Annotated in this window: 1 protein-coding gene; it reads left to right on the forward strand. The window is 72.7% G+C overall.

Annotated features, from left to right (window positions below; all coding sequences use genetic code 11):
* Nucleotides 1-104: 104 nt before the first annotated feature.
* A partial coding sequence (locus ACWC0C_RS37110; protein WP_450868704.1) for a type I polyketide synthase occupies nucleotides 105-16,772 on the forward strand: 16,668 nt, incomplete at its 3' end.

The following is a 16,772-nucleotide window of genomic DNA, read 5'->3' on the forward strand; positions in this document are numbered from 1 at the left end:
GGGCACACCGCAACGTGTTGCCGCCCGGTCGTGCCGATCGCCTGTGCCGTGGGCGCCATGGTGCGGTGCCTTTTCATTCTCTGTGTGGGTGGGTGGAGTGCAACATGGTCGAGTCCGAGCTCAACGAAATGGGGAGCCGGGCCGGTTCGGCTTCGGCGGACTCGGCCGATGGCATAGCTGTCATCGGCCTGGCGTGCCGACTGCCGGGGGCCGCCGACCCGGCTGCCTTCTGGCGGCTGCTCAGCGAGGGCGCGGACGCGATCACCGACGTCCCCCCGGACCGGTGGGACGGGACCGCGGTGGGTGACGCCGACCCGTCCGCACCCGGCAGGACCGACATCGGCCGGGGCGGCTTCCTCGACCGCATCGGCCACTTCGACGCCGGGTTCTTCGGGCTCTCCCCCAAGGAGGCCGCCGCCATGGACCCGCAGCAGCGGCTCGTGCTGGAGTTGGCCTGGGAAGCGCTGGAGGACGCGCACGTACGCGCCGAGACGCTGCGCTCCACCCGCACCGGAGTGTTCGTCGGCGCCATCTGGGACGACTACGCCACGCTGCACCACCGCTCCGGACTCACGGCCATCTCCCCGCACACCGTCACCGGCCTGCACCGCAGCATCATCGCCAACCGGGTCTCGTACTTCCTCGGTCTGAACGGCCCCAGCCTGACCGTGGACTCCGGCCAGTCCTCCTCCCTGGTCTCGGTCCACCTGGCCTGCGAGAGCCTCCGCAAGGGCGAATCGACGATCGCCCTCGCGGGCGGCGTGAACCTCAACATCGTCCCCGAGAGCACCCTGGGCGCCGCCAAGTTCGGCGGTCTGTCCCCCGACGGCCGCTGTTTCACCTTCGACGCCCGCGCGAACGGCTACGTCCGTGGCGAGGGCGGCGGCATCGTCGTCCTCAAACCCCTGGCCCGGGCCGTCGCGGACGGTGACCCCGTCTACTGCGTGATCCGCGGCAGCGCGGTCAACAACGACGGTGGCGGCGACGGGCTGACCGTACCCCTGCAGTCCGGGCAGGAACAGGTGCTCCGGCTCGCCTACGAGCGAGCTGGGACCGACCCCGCCGACGTCGGCTACGTGGAGTTGCACGGTACCGGCACCAAGGTCGGTGACCCCGTGGAGGCAGCCGCGCTCGGCGCCGTGCTCGGCACGGGACGCGAGCCCGGCCGCCCGCTGCGGGTCGGCTCGGCCAAGACCAACGTCGGCCACCTGGAGGGCGCCGCCGGCATCACCGGCCTGCTGAAGGCGGTCCTGTCGCTCAACCACCGTGAACTGCCCGCCAGCCTCAACTTCGAGACGCCGAACCCGGCGATCCCGCTGGACCGGTTGAACCTGCGGGTGCAGACCGAGCACAGCGAATGGGCCGCCGAGGACGGCCGCCCGCTGCTCGCCGGCGTCAGCTCGTTCGGCATGGGCGGCACCAACTGCCACATCGTGCTTGCCGAACACCAGGCGACGGCGGAGGCGGGCCCGGCTGCAGAGGCGGGTACGGGCGCGGCTGCGGAAACGGGTACGGACGCGGGTACGGACGCGGGCGCGGCTCCGACCTTGTGGCCGCTGTCCGCCAAGACCGCATCCGGGCTGCGCGCCCAGGCCGCCGCCCTGCTCGCACACGCCGAGGCGCACCCCGGTCTCGCCCTGCCCGACGTCGGCTGGTCGCTGGCCACCGGCCGCACCGCCTTCGCACACCGGGCCGCCGTCGTGGGCGAGGATCGCGACGACGTCCTGCGCGCCCTGCGCGAGCTGTCCACCGGTGGCATCGACACCGCACTGACCACGGGCCGCACCGGCCCGCGCGGCGAGCTCGCCTTCCTCTTCTCGGGCCAGGGCAGCCAGCGAGCCGGCATGGGCCGCGAACTGACCGAAGCCTTCCCGGCGTTCGCCACCGCGCTCGACGAGGTGTGCGCACACCTCGACCCCTTGCTGCCGCGCCCGCTGCGCGAGGTCATGTTCGCCCCGGAAGGCACCGAGGAAGCCGCCGCACTCGACCTGACCCTGTACACGCAGACCTCGCTGTTCGCCATCGAGGTCGCCCTGTTCCGGCTGCTGGAGAGCTGGGGCATCACCCCCGGCGTGCTCATGGGCCACTCCATCGGCGAACTCGCCGCCGCACACGTGGCCGGCGTCCTCTCGCTCGCCGACGCCTGCACCCTCGTCGCCGCGCGCGGCCGCCTGATGCAGGCGCTGCCCGCCGGCGGCGCCATGGTCGCCGTCCAGGCCGCCGAGTACGAGGTCCGCGACCGCATCGGCGGCCGGACGGACCGCGTGAGCATCGCCGCGCTGAACGGCCCGGACTCGGTCGTCGTCTCCGGCGACGAGGTCCTCGCCACCGAGATCGCCGACGCCTTCGCCGCCCTGGGCCGCAAGACCAGCCGGCTGCGGGTCAGCCACGCCTTCCACTCCCCGCACATGGAACCGATGCTGGCCGACTTCCGCGACGTGGCCGAGGGTCTGACCTTCCACGCCCCGCGCATCCCGATCGTGTCCAACGTGACGGGCCGGCTGTCCGAGGATCCCTCGCGGTACGAAGGGTGCACGGCCGCGTACTGGGTCCGCCACGTGCGCGACGCGGTCCGCTTCGCCGACGGCGTCGCCCGCCTCGACGAGCAGGGCGTCCGCACGTACCTGGAGCTCGGCCCCGGCGGCGTGCTCACCTCCATGGCCCGCGTCGGCGCCGACGGAGAGTCGCTGTTCGTCCCCGCCCTGCGCGCCCGTCGCCCCGAGGCACAAGCCCTGCTGACGGCGGTCGCCTCGCTGCACGTCCACGGCGTGGAGCCGGACTGGGACGCCCTGTTCGGCGCCGGTCGAGGCACACGCCGCAAGGTCGCGCTCCCCACCTACGCCTTCGAACGGCAGCGGTACTGGCTGGACGGCGACACCCCGTCGCCCGTCGCCACCACCGGCTGGGCTCCCGCGGCTCCACAGCCGGACGCCGTCGCCGAGACCGACGGCTCACCTGTCGGAGCCCTGGGCCGACGGCTCGCCGGAGTGCCCCTGCCCCAACGCGACGAGGCCGTACTCGACCTGGTCCGCGCACACATCGCCGCCGTCCTGGGCCACGCCGAAGCCCGGCAGGTCGAGACCGAGTGGACGTTCAAGGACCTCGGCTTCGACTCGCTCAGTTCGGTGGAACTGCGCAACCAGCTCAGCGAGGCCACCGGCCTGCGCCTGCCCAGCGGGCTGCTGTTCGACCACCCGACCCCTGCCGCGCTCGCCCGCCACCTCGTCGCCCGGTCCCTGGGCTGTGAGGACCCGGCGGCCTCCGCGCCCGCGACGGTGGCCGACCACGACGAGCCCATCGCCATCGTGGCCATGAGCTGCCGCCTGCCCGGCGGGGTGAACTCCCCCGAGGACCTGTGGCGGCTGCTCGCCTCCGGTGGCGATGCCATCTCCGGATTCCCGACGGACCGCGGCTGGGACGTCGAAGCGCTCTACGACCCGGAACCCGGCACGCCCGGCAGGTCCTCGACACGGCACGGCGGCTTCCTGCACGAGGCGGCCGAGTTCGACGCCGGATTCTTCGGCATCAGCCCCCGCGAGGCCGCCGCGATCGACCCGCAGCAGCGGCTGGTCCTGGAGACCGCGTGGGAAGCCTTCGAACGGGCCGGCATCGACCCGGCCACGCTGCGCGGGAGCCGGGCGGGCGTGTTCATCGGCGCGACGGCACAGGACTACGGCCCCCGGCTGCACGAGCCGGTCGACGGCATCGAGGGCTACCTGCTGACCGGCACGACGACCAGCGTCGCCTCGGGCCGAGTGGCCTACTCGTTCGGCCTCGAAGGCCCCGCCGTCACCATCGACACGGCCTGCTCGTCGTCCCTGGTCGCCCTGCACCTGGCCGTCCAGTCGCTACGGAGCGGCGAGTGCACGATGGCCCTGGCGGGCGGCGTCACCGTGATGTCCACGCCCGGCATGTTCGTGGAGTTCAGCCGCCAGCGCGGCCTGTCGGCCGACGGCCGGTGCAAGGCGTTCGCGGCCGGCGCGGACGGCACCGGCTGGGCCGAAGGCGTCGGCATGCTCCTGGTGGAACGGCTCAGCGACGCCCGGCGCAACGGCCACCGGGTGCTGGCCGTCGTGCGGGGCAGCGCGGTCAACCAGGACGGTGCGTCGAACGGACTCACGGCGCCCAACGGCCCCTCCCAGCAGCGCGTCATCCGCCAGGCGCTGGAGGCCGCGGGACTGGCGCCCACCGACGTCGACGCCGTCGAGGCGCACGGCACGGGCACGCGGCTCGGCGACCCGATCGAGGCGGAAGCCCTCATCGCCGCCTACGGTCGGGGACGGGACGGCGACCGGCCGCTGTGGCTGGGCTCGCTGAAGTCGAACATCGGTCACACGCAGGCCGCGGCGGGCGTCGCCGGTGTGATCAAGATGGTGCTGGCGATGCAGCACGGTGTGCTGCCGCAGACCCTGCACGTGGACGAGCCGACCCCGCACGTGGACTGGTCGGCCGGTGGCGTACGGCTGCTGACCGAGGCGGTGGAGTGGCCCGCGGGCGACCTGCCGCGCCGGGCAGCGGTGTCCTCCTTCGGCATCAGCGGCACCAACGCGCACGTCATCGTCGAGCAGGCCGCGACGAGCGAAGAGCCCGTCCGCGGGACGGCCGTTACGGGACCGGTCCCGTGGGTGCTGTCGGCGAGGAGCGATGCGGCGTTGCGGGAGCAGGCGGGCCGGTTGCTGTCCTTCCTGGACGCCGAAAACGTCGAAGACGCCGAAAACGCTGAGGGCGTCGGGGGTGGCACGGTTCGGCCGGAGGACGTGGCGTTCTCGCTGGCGACGTCGCGTGCGGTGCTGGAGCGCCGTGCGGCGGTCGTGGGCGGGGATCTCACGGAGTTCCGGCAGGGGCTGGAGGCGTTTGCTTCCGGGGCCGCTCCGGTGGGCGGCGCCGTCGGGGGCAAGGTCGGGTTCTTGTTCTCGGGGCAGGGTTCTCAGCGGCTGGGGATGGGGCGCGGACTCTACGACGCCTTCCCGGTGTTCGCCGCGGCCTACGACGAGGTGTGTGCGCTTCTGGAAGTGCCCTTCGACGTCGACTCGGAGGAGCTGAACCAGACCGGTTCGACACAGCCCGCGCTCTTCGCCGTTGAGGTCGCCCTGTTCCGGCTGCTCGAATCGTGGGGCATCCGGCCGGACTCCGTGGCCGGTCACTCCGTAGGCGAGATCGCCGCCGCTCACGTGGCGGGTGTGTTGTCGCTGGAGGATGCGGCGAAGCTGGTGTCGGCGCGTGCCGCGTTGATGCAGGCGCTGCCTTTCGGCGGCGCGATGGTGGCGGTCCAGGCGACCGAGGACGAGGTGCTGCCGCACCTGACCGACGAGGTGGGGATCGCGGCGGTCAACGGCCCTCAGTCGGTTGTGGTTTCCGGCGCTGAGAACGCGGTCACCGCAATCGGTGAGATCTTCGCCGGTCAGGGTCGTAAGACGTCCCGGTTGAAGGTCAGTCACGCATTCCACTCGCCGTTGATGGATCCGATGCTGGAGGAGTTCGGGGAGGTCGTCCGCGGTCTGTCCTTCAACGAGCCGCGGATTCCCGTCGTTTCGAACCTCACCGGCCGGCTGGCCGAGTCGTACACGCCGGAGTACTGGGTGCGGCACGTCCGTGAGGCGGTCCGTTTCGCCGACGGTGTCCGGACCCTGCACGAGCTGGGCGTGACGACCTTCGTCGAGATCGGGCCGGGCGGCGTGCTGAGCGCCCTCGTCCAGGGCTGCTTCGACGACGATCGGGACATCGTCACTGTTCCCGCCCTGCGCGCCGACCGCCCCGAGCCGTACGCGATCGCTGCCGCGATCGGGTGGCTGCACACCCACGGAACCTCGCCCGACTGGCAGGCGCTCCTCCCGGGCGCCCACCGCGTCGACCTGCCGACCTACGCCTTCCAGCGCGAGCGCTACTGGCTCGATGCCCCTCAGGCGGGCACAGACCGCGCCCCGGAGGCGATGGACGCCGAGTTCTGGGACTCCGTCGAGAGCGAGGACCGGACATCTCTCGGTGCGCTCCTCGGAGTGGAGCCCGCCGAACTGGACGTGGTCGCACCCAAGTTGGCCGCCTGGCGCCGACAGCGGCGCGAGCAGTCCACCGCCGACGGCTGGCGCTACCGGATCACCTGGCAGCCGCTCGGTGAGGTGGTCGGGGCCGCTCCGTCGGGGACCTGGCTCTACGTGGCCTCCGAGGGGACAGCGTGGACGGAGGCGATCCGCACCGGGCTCACGGAACTCGGCGTATCGCTCTTACCGTTCGCCGTGGGTGAGGACACCGACCGCGACGCGCTCGCCCGGGCCTTCGCCGATGCCGGGCACGAGCAGGCCGACGGCATCCTGTTCGCCGCAGCACAGGGGGAAGCGGGTACGCACGCCCTCCAGCGGCTCGTCCTGCTCGTCCAGGCCCTCGGCGACGCCGGGATCGAGGCCCCGCTGTGGTGCCTGACCAGCGGTGCGGTGTCGACCGGCACGGCGGACCCGCTGACCGAGCCCGTCTCCGCCCAACTCTGGGGCCTGGGCAGGATCGTCGCCCTGGAACAGCCGCAGCGCTGGGGCGGGCTCGTCGACCTGCCCGCCGAGCTCGACTCCCGCGCCCTGGAGCGCCTTGCCGGCCTGCTGGACCAGGCCGACGAGGACCAGCTCGCCGTACGCGCCTCCGGCGTGTTGGGCCGCCGCCTCGTGCGCGCGCCGCAGAGCGCGGCACCGCCCGACGCACCCTGGTCGCCGCGCGGCACCGTGCTCGTGACCGGCGGTACGGGGGCGCTGGGTGGCCACGTGGCCCGCTGGCTCGCCGGCGCCGGTGCCGAGCACCTCGTGCTCACCAGCCGCCGGGGCCCCGACGCCCCGGGCGCCGCCGAACTCCAGGCGGAGCTGGAGGAACTGGGCGCTCGTGTCACCGTCGCCGCGTGCGACGCGGCCGACCGCGACGCGCTCGCCGAGCTGTTCGGCCGGCACACGCTGAACGCCGTGGTGCACACCGCGGGCGTACTCGACGACGGCCTGGTCGAATCGCTCACGCCCGAGCGCCTCGACCACGTGCTGCGCCCCAAGGCGGACGCAGCGCTCCACCTGCACGAGCTCACCCGGGACCGCCAGGACCTCGATGCCTTCGTGCTCTTCTCCTCGATGACCGGTGTCTGGGGCAACGGCGGCCAGGGCGCTTACGGTGCCGCGAACGCCTTCCTCGACGCCCTCGCCGAGCAGCGCCGGGCGCAGGGCCTGCCCGCGCTGGCCGTCGCGTGGGGACCCTGGGCGGACGGCGGTATGGCCGACGGCGCCGCCGGTGACCACCTGCGGCGGCGCGGCGTACGGGCGCTCGCGGCCCTTCCCGCGATCTCCGTGCTGCACGGTGCGTTGACCCACGCAGAGGCCTCCGTGACCGTCGCGGACGTGGACTGGGACCGCTTCGTCCCGGCCTTCGCCGGCACGCGCCCCTGCTCGCTGCTGCTCGGCGTGCCCGAGGCCCGCGAGGCCCTCGCGGCACGCACCCAGGCCGCGCGGAGGGCCGAGGTGCCCGCGTCCGCGCTGGTCCAGCGCCTCCTCGGCGCCACGCCGGGGGAGCAGAGCCGTATCCTGCTGGAACTGGTCCGCGAGCAGGCCGCCACGGTGCTCGGCCACACGGGCACAGGCGCCTTCGAAGCCGACCGGACGTTCCGCGAGACCGGCTTCGACTCGCTCACCGCCGTCGAACTCCGCCACAGGCTCAACACGGCCACCGGCCTCAAGCTGCCCACCACCCTGGTCTTCGACCACCCGACCCCCACCGCCCTCGCCCGTCACCTGGGCGAGGAACTCCTCGGCCGGCATGAGCTGGAGGCGGACGCCGCGCAGGTGACGGCCGCCGCCACGGCCGACGAGCCCCTCGCGATCGTCAGCATGAGCTGCCGCTTCCCCGGCGGCGTCCAGTCGCCGGAGGACCTGTGGGAGCTGCTGAGCTCCGGCCGGGACGCGATGTCCGGCTTCCCCACCGACCGCGGCTGGGACATCGACGCGCTCTACGACCCCGACCCCGACCGGCCCGGCAAGACGTACGCGCGCGAGGGCGGCTTCATCCAGGGCGCCGACCGCTTCGACGCAGGTCTCTTCGGGATCTCGCCGCGCGAGGCGCTGGCCATGGACCCGCAGCAGCGGCTGCTGCTGGAGACCGCGTGGGAGGCCTTCGAGCGCGCCGGCATCGCCCCCGCGTCCGTCCGCGCCAGCAGCACCGGTGTCTTCATCGGCACCAACGGCCAGGACTACGCCAACGGGCTGCGCAACGCGCCCGAGGAGATCGAGGGGTACGCGCTCACCGGCAAGGCGGCCTCGGTCGTCTCCGGACGCATCTCCTACACGTTCGGACTCGAGGGCCCGGCGGTCACGGTCGACACGGCGTGCTCGTCGTCGCTCGTGGCCCTCCACCTGGCCGCGCAGGCACTGCGGAGCGGCGAGTGCTCGATGGCCCTGGTCGGGGGCGTCACCGTCATGACCACACCGGACCTGTTCGTGGAGTTCAGCCGGCAGCGCGGGCTGTCGCCCGACGGCCGGTGCAAGGCGTTCGCGGCCGGTGCCGACGGCACCGGCTGGGGCGAAGGCGTCGGCCTGCTGCTGGTGGAACGGCTGTCCGACGCCCGTCGCAACGGGCACCGGGTGCTGGCGGTGGTCCGCGGCAGCGCGGTGAACCAGGACGGTGCGTCCAACGGTCTGACCGCGCCCAACGGCCCCTCGCAGCAGCGGGTGATCCGGCAGGCGCTGGCGTCCGCCGGGCTCACGCCGGCCGACGTGGACGCCGTCGAGGCCCACGGCACGGGCACCAGGCTCGGCGATCCGATCGAGGCACAGGCGCTGCTCGCCACCTACGGCCGGGAACACTCCGACGAGCGGCCGGTGTGGCTGGGCTCGGTCAAGTCCAACATCGGTCACACGCAGGCCGCGGCGGGCGTGGCCGGCGTGATGAAGATGGTGCTGGCGATGCAGCACGGAGTGCTCCCGCAGACGCTCCATGTGGACGAGCCGACCGCGCACGTCGACTGGTCGGCGGGCGCCCTGCGGCTGCTGACCGAGCCGGTGCAGTGGCCCGGGACCGACAGGCCCCGCCGGGCCGCGGTGTCGTCCTTCGGTATCGGCGGCACCAACGCACACACGATCATCGAGGAGGCGCCCGCCGCGGCCCTGGCCGAGCAGGCCCGGGAACACCGCCCGCTGCCCGTGCCGTGGGTGCTGTCGGCAAAGACTGAAGTGACGCTGCGGGCCCAGGCGGAACGTCTGCTGGCCTTCGCCACCGACGACGTGTCGCCCGTCGACGCCGGATTCTCGTCGGCCACGACGCGATCGGCGCTGGAGCACCGGGCCGCGGTGATCGGCACCGACCCGGCCGAGCTGCGAGCGGGACTGGAAGCCCTCGCGGCAGGCGAACCGGCGGCGAACGTCGTCGCCGGGCGTGCCCACTCGGCGGACAAGGTCGGGTTCCTGTTCTCCGGTCAGGGCTCGCAGCGGCTGGGGATGGGGGGCGGACTCTACGACGCCTTCCCGGTGTTCGCGGCGGCGTACGACGAGGTGTGCGCGCTTCTGGACGCCCCGGTCGACGTCGATGCGGAAACGCTTCATCAGACGGGTTGCACCCAGCCGGCGTTGTTCGCGGTCGAGGTGGCGTTGTTCCGGTTGCTGGAGTCGTGGGGTGTGCGGCCGGATTACGTGGCCGGTCACTCGGTGGGTGAGATCGCGGCTGCCCATGTGGCGGGTGTGTTGTCGCTCGGGGATGCGGCGAAGCTGGTGTCCGCGCGTGCCGCGCTGATGCAGGCCTTACCCGCGGGCGGCGCGATGGTCGCGGTCCAGGCGACCGAGGACGAGGTGCTGCCGCACTTGACCGACGGCGTCGGGATCGCGGCGGTCAACGGTCCGCGGTCGGTCGTGGTCTCCGGTGCCGAGGACGTGGTCGTCGCCATCGATGAGGCCTTCCGTGAGCAGGGTCGTAAGACGTCCCGTCTGAAGGTCAGTCACGCGTTCCATTCGCCGTTGATGGATCCGATGCTGGAGGAGTTCGGGGAGGTCGTTCGCGGTCTCGTCTTCAACGAGCCGCGGATTCCGGTCGTTTCGAACCTGACCGGCCGGTTGGCCGAGCCGTACACGGCCGAGTACTGGGTGCGGCACGTCCGTGAGGCGGTGCGTTTCGCGGACGGTGTGCGGACCCTGCACGAGCTGGGTGTGACCACGTTCGTGGAGATCGGCCCGGGCGGTGTCCTCAGCGGCATGGCGCAGGGCTGTGTGGACGACATCCTCACCATCCCCGTACTCCGAGCCGACCGCCCCGAGCCCCAGGCGCTCACCACCGCGTACGCCCAACTGCACGTCAGCGGCGCCGAAGTCGACTGGCACGCCTTCTTCCCGGACGCCCACCGCATCGACCTGCCGACCTACGCCTTCCAGCGCGAGCGCTACTGGCTCGACGCCCCCGCCTCCGCCGGTGACATGCGCGCGGTGGGGCAGGGCGAGGCCGGTCACCCGCTCCTCGGCGCCGCCGTGCCGCTGGCCGACGGCGACGGACACCTGCTCACCGGGCGGCTCTCGACGCACACGCACCCGTGGCTGACGGACCACGCCGTCAGTGGGGTCGCGCTCCTGCCGGGAACCGCCTTCGTCGAGCTGGCGATCACCGCTGCCGACGCCGTGGGCTGCGACCTGCTGGAAGAGCTGACATTGGAGACACCGCTGCTCGTGCCCGAGCGCGGCGGCGTCGCCCTCCAGGTGCGCGTCGGCGCCGACGACGGCTCGGGCCGCAGGCCGCTGACCGTGCACTCGCGGAACGACGGCGGGGACGCGTACGGCCACGAGGACGACTCCGAGCGGGCATGGGTCCGGCACGCCTCCGGCTCGCTGACCGTCGCCACGGAAGGGCCCGTTGACGGCGCGCTCGCCGCGTGGCCGCCCGTGGGTGCGGAGCCGGTCGACGTCGACGGGTTCTACGACCGCCTCGCCGGCATGGCGCTCGACTACGGCCCCGTCTTCCAGGGGCTGCGCGCCGCGTGGCGGAGCGGGGACGACTTCTTCGCCGAGGTGGAGCTGCCCGGCGCGGAGCGGACGGACGCGGGCGCGTACGGACTGCACCCCGCGCTGTTCGACGCCGCCCTGCACACCGTCTGGCTGGGCGCGGTCGAGCCCGAGGCCGGGACGGGGAACGGGCTGCTGCCGTTCGTCTGGAGCGGCGTGCGCCTGGCGGCTGCCGGAGCCTCCGGCCTGCGGGTGAAGGTCTCGCGCGCCGGCAGCGGCACGGTGTCGCTGGTGCTGGCCGACGGCACCGGCGAGCCGGTCGCACAGGTCGACTCGCTGACACTGCGCCCGGTGCCCGCAGACCAGTTGCGCGCCGGTTCCGGCGACGGCGCGGTCTTCGGCCTGGAGTGGACACCGGTCAGCCTGCCGTCCGCGCCGCCCGGCATGAGGATCGAGACGTACGAGGATCTCGCCGCTCTTCGGGCCGCCGACTCGTCGCCGGACACCAAAGCCGATGCCGGAGTCGTCGCTGACGCCGTGGTCGTGCCCTGCCCGACCGGGGCCGCCGCGGACCTGGCCACCCAGGTCCGTGAGGTCACCCACGCCGTGCTGGAACTGGTGCAGTGGTGGCTGGCCGACGAACGCCCGGCTCGTCTGGTGCTGGTGATGCGTCCGGGGGACCTCGCCCAGTCGGCGGTGCGCGGACTGGTGCGCTCGGCGCAGACCGAGAACCCCGACCGCATCGTGCTGGTCGAGACCTCAACGGACGCCGATGCCGACAGCGGTGTTGACCACACAGACCTCGCCCGGGTGCTGCCCGGCCTCCTCGCGTCGGGTGAACCGCACGCCGCGGTGCACGCGGACGACGAGGTCCGGGTGCCCAGGCTGGTCCGCGTCGCCGCGCCGGACACGGAGCTACCCGGCCTCGGCTCCGGCACCGTCCTGCTGACCGGCGCGTCGGGCGGGCTGGGCGGGCTGTTCGCCCGGCATCTGGTCGCCGAGCATGGCGTACGCAGTCTGCTGCTCGTCAGCCGCCGCGGCGGGGACGCGCCCGGCGCGGCCGAGCTCGGCGCCGAGCTGACCGCGCAGGGCGCCGACGTCACCTGGGCCGCGTGTGATGTGGCCGACCGCGATGCCGTCCGTGCACTCCTGTCCGGGCCCGGGCAGAGCCTGTCCGCGATCATCCACACCGCAGGCGTCCTGGACGACGGAACCATCGGCTCGCTGACCCCCGAGCGGCTTGACACCGTGTTCCGCCCGAAGATGGACGCGGCGCTGAACCTGCACGACCTGGCGGGCGAGCTGTCCGGCGACCTGTCCGCGTTCGTCCTCTTCTCCTCGGTGGCCGGTACCCTCGGCACGCCGGGCCAGGGGAACTACGCCGCTGCCAACACCTTCCTAGACGCCCTCGCCGAGCACCGCCGTGCCGCGGGCCTGCCGGCCACGTCGCTGGCGTGGGGCCTGTGGGCGCAGGACAGCGAGAGCGCCATGACCGGCAGCCTCGACCACACCGATCTCACGCGTATCAAGCGCATGGGCCTCGCCGCGATCCCGTCGGCGGACGGCCTGCGGATGTTCGACGCGGCGCTGGCCACCGATCGGGCAGCAGTCGCCCCGATCCGGCTCGACACGTCCGCCTTCCGCGACGGACAGGGGCAGCCCGTGCCGCCGGTCCTGCGCGGACTGGTGCGGGTCGCGCCGGTGCGGCGCGCGGCGCAGACCGCGCCGAAGGGATCGCTGGGCCGGCGGCTGGCCGGGCTGCCGGAGGCCGAGCGCGAGCAGGTGGTGCTGGACCTGGTGCGCACCGAGGTCGCCGCCGTGCTCGGGCACGCCGGCGCACAGTCGGTCGGCGCTGACGACTCGTTCAAGGACATCGGGTTCGACTCGCTGACCGCCGTCGAACTGCGCAACCGGCTCAACTCGGCCGTCGGCATGCGCCTGCCCGCCACCCTGATCTTCGACTACCCGAACCCGCTCACCCTCGCCCGCTTCCTCACCGCCGAAGCCGCAGGCCCCGGCGAGGCGACGGCAGCCGTGCCGGCGACCCTCGCCACGGCCACCGGGGCGGCGGACGAGCCCATCGCGATCGTGGGCATGGCCTGCCGCTACCCCGGCGGTGTGCAGTCGCCCGAAGACCTGTGGCAGCTGGTGTTCTCCGGTCGTGACGCCGTGTCGGGATTCCCCGAGGACCGCGGCTGGGACGTGGAGAACCTCTACGACCCGAACCCCGACCAGTGGGGCACCAGCTACACCCGCGAGGGCGGCTTCCTCCACGACGCGGCGGACTTCGACCCCGAGTTCTTCGGGATCTCGCCGCGTGAGGCGCTGGCGATGGATCCGCAGCAGCGGCTGTTGCTGGAGACGTCGTGGGAGGCGTTCGAGCGGGCCGGGATCGACCCGGCGACGGTGCGGGGCAGCAGGACCGGTGTCTTCGCGGGGGTGATGTACCACGACTACGGCGGGCGTGTGCACACCTCGCCGGCGGGGCTGGAGGGTTACCTCGTCAACGGCAGTGCGGGGAGCGTCGCTTCGGGGCGCGTTTCGTACACGTTCGGTCTTGAGGGCCCGGCGGTCACGGTCGACACGGCGTGCTCGTCGTCGCTGGTGGCGCTGCACCTGGCGACCCAGGCGCTGCGGAGCGGTGAGTGCACGATGGCCCTCGTCGGCGGCGTGACCGTGATGGCAGGCCCGTCCGTGTTCGTGGAGTTCAGCCGTCAGCGGGGCCTGTCGGCTGATGGCCGGTGCAAGGCGTTTGCGGCCGGCGCGGATGGTACGGGCTGGGCCGAGGGTGCGGGCATGCTGCTGGTGGAGCGGCTGTCCGATGCCCGGCGTAACGGGCACCGGGTGCTGGCGGTGGTTCGTGGTACGGCGGTGAACCAGGACGGTGCGTCGAACGGTTTGACGGCTCCGAACGGGCCTTCGCAGCAGCGGGTGATCCGGCAGGCGCTGGCCAACGCGGGCCTGTCCTCGGGTCAGGTCGACGTGGTGGAGGCGCATGGTACGGGGACGAAGTTGGGTGACCCGATCGAGGCGCAGGCGTTGATCGCGACGTACGGTCAGGAGCGGTCGGTGGACCGGCCGTTGTGGCTGGGGTCGCTGAAGTCGAACATCGGTCATGCGCAGGCGGCTGCGGGTGTCGGTGGTGTGATCAAGATGGTGATGGCGATGCGCCACGGTGTGCTGCCGCGGACCCTGCACGTGGACGAGCCGAGCCCGCACGTGGACTGGTCGGCCGGTGACGTCCGGCTGCTGACCGAGGCCGTGGAGTGGCCGGTGACCGACGCGCCGCGTCGAGCCGCCGTGTCCTCCTTCGGTGTGAGCGGCACCAATGCGCACGTGATCGTGGAGCAGGTGCCTGACGTGGCGGAGGAGTCTCCGGCTCCGGCCTCGGGTGCGGTCGTGCCGTGGGTGCTGTCGGCGAAGAGTGATGATGCGCTGCGGGAGCAGGCGAGCCGGTTGCTGTCCTTCCTGGACGCCGAAAACGCCGAAGACGCTGCGGGCGTCGAGGGTGGTGGGGTGCGGCCCGAGGACGTGGCGTTCTCGCTGGCGACGTCGCGTGCGGTGCTGGAGCGCCGTGCGGCGGTCGTGGGGGAGGGGCTCGAGGAGTTCCGCCAGGGGCTGGAGGCGATTGTTTCCGGTGCTGCTTTGGTGGGCGGTGCCATCGGGGGCAAGGTCGGGTTCTTGTTCTCGGGTCAGGGCTCGCAGAGGCTGGGCATGGGGCGCGAACTCTACGACGCTTTCCCGGTGTTCGCTGCGGCGTATGACGAGGTGTGTGTGCGTCTGGACGCTCCGGTCGACGTCGATGCGGAAACGCTTCATCAAACGGGTTCGACGCAGCCGGCGTTGTTCGCGGTCGAGGTCGCTCTGTTCCGGCTGCTCGAATCGTGGGGCATCCGGCCGGACTATGTGGCCGGTCACTCGGTCGGTGAGATCGCGGCTGCCCATGTGGCGGGCGTGTTGTCGCTGGAGGATGCGGCAAAGCTGGTGTCGGCGCGTGCCGCGCTGATGCAGGCGTTGCCTGCGGGCGGGGCGATGGTGGCGGTCCAGGCGGCCGAGGATGAGGTGCTGCCGCACTTGACCGACGAGGTCGGGATCGCGGCGGTCAACGGCCCGCGGTCGGTTGTGGTTTCCGGCGCCGAGGGCGTGGTCGTCGCTATCGGTGAGGCCTTCCGTGAGCAGGGTCGTAAGACGTCCCGTCTGAAGGTCAGCCATGCGTTCCATTCGCCGTTGATGGATCCGATGTTGGAGGAGTTCGGGGAGGTCGTTCGCGGTCTGGTCTTCAACGAGGCGCGGATTCCGGTGGTTTCGAACCTCTCCGGCCGGCTGGCGGAGTCGTACACGCCGGAGTACTGGGTGCGGCATGTTCGTGAGGCGGTGCGTTTCGCGGACGGTGTGCGGACCCTGCACGAGCTGGGCGTGACGACCTTCGTCGAGATCGGCCCCGGCGGCGTCCTCAGCGCCCTCGCCCAGGGCTGCTTCGACGACGACGTGGACATCGTCACCGTTCCCGCCCTGCGCGCCGACCGCCCCGAGCCGTACGCGATCGCTGCCGCGATCGGGTGGCTGCACACCCACGGCATCTCGCCCGACTGGCAGGCGCTCCTCCCGGGCGCCCGCCGCGTCGACCTGCCGACCTACGCCTTCCAGCGCGAGCGCTACTGGCTCGACGTCCCCCAGGCGACCGGCGACGTCCGGGCCGCCGGTCTGGGGGCGGCGGACCATCCGCTGCTCGGTGCCGCGATTGCGACCGCCGACAGCGACGGGGCCCTGCTCACCGGGCGGCTCTCCCTCGAAACCCACCCGTGGCTCGCCGACCACGCCGTGAACGGGACCGTTCTGCTGCCCGGCACCGCGTTCGTCGAGTTGGCGATCCGGGCGGGCGACGAGACGGGGTGCGGATGGGTCGAAGACCTCACCCTCGAAGTCCCTCTGGTCGTGCCCGAGCGCGGTGGCGTCACCCTTCAGGTGGCTGTCGGCCCGCAGGACGAGTCAGGCCGGCGGCAGCTGAGCGTGCACTCGCGCGTCGACGACGGTTCGTGGCTGCGGCACGCGACCGGTGCGCTGTCCTCGGCAGAGGCACCGTGCGCTGCGGACCTCGGTGCGTGGCCGCCGGCGGGCGCGGAGGCCGTCGACCTCACGGCGTTCTACGAGGGTATGGCCGCTGCCGGCCTGGACTACGGTCCGGTCTTCCAGGGCCTGCGCTCGGTGTGGCGCGGCGGGGAGGACGTCTTCGCCGAGGTCGAGCTGCCGGAGGAGTCGGCTGCCGAGGCGGCGGCGTTCGCTCTGCACCCGGCGCTGCTGGACGCCGCCCTGCACGCTCTGGCCGCCGGTGGGCTGGTGTCGTCGGCCGATGGCCCGGCCTTGCCGTTCGCGTGGTCCGGTGTCGTCGTACGGGCGGCTGGTGCGGCGATGGTGCGGGTGAAGCTGTCGCGGACGGCCACCGGTTCGGTGACGCTGGCCGTGGCCGATGGCGCCGGTGACCCGGTGGCCTCGGTCGAGTCGCTGTCGTTGCGGGCCGTCTCGGCGGAGCAGTTGCGCGGTGCCGGTGGTGGCGATCAGCTGTTCGCGCTGGAGTGGACATCGTTCACTCTCCCCTCCGCCACCGACGCGCTGGTGATCGAGACCGTCGCGGACTTCGACGCACTGCGGGAGTCGGAAGGGACACCGGACGTCGTCGTCGTTCCGTGCCCTGCGGGTTCCGGTACGGAGACCGCCGACCGCGTGCACTGCACCACGAGTGAGGTGTTGGCGTTGGTGCAGTGGTGGCTGGCTCGGGAGCGGGCGGGGCGTTTGGCGTTGGTGACGCGGCCGGGGGATCTGGCTCATGCTGCGGTGTGG

This window comes from Streptomyces sp. NPDC001709 (assembly GCF_053596375.1).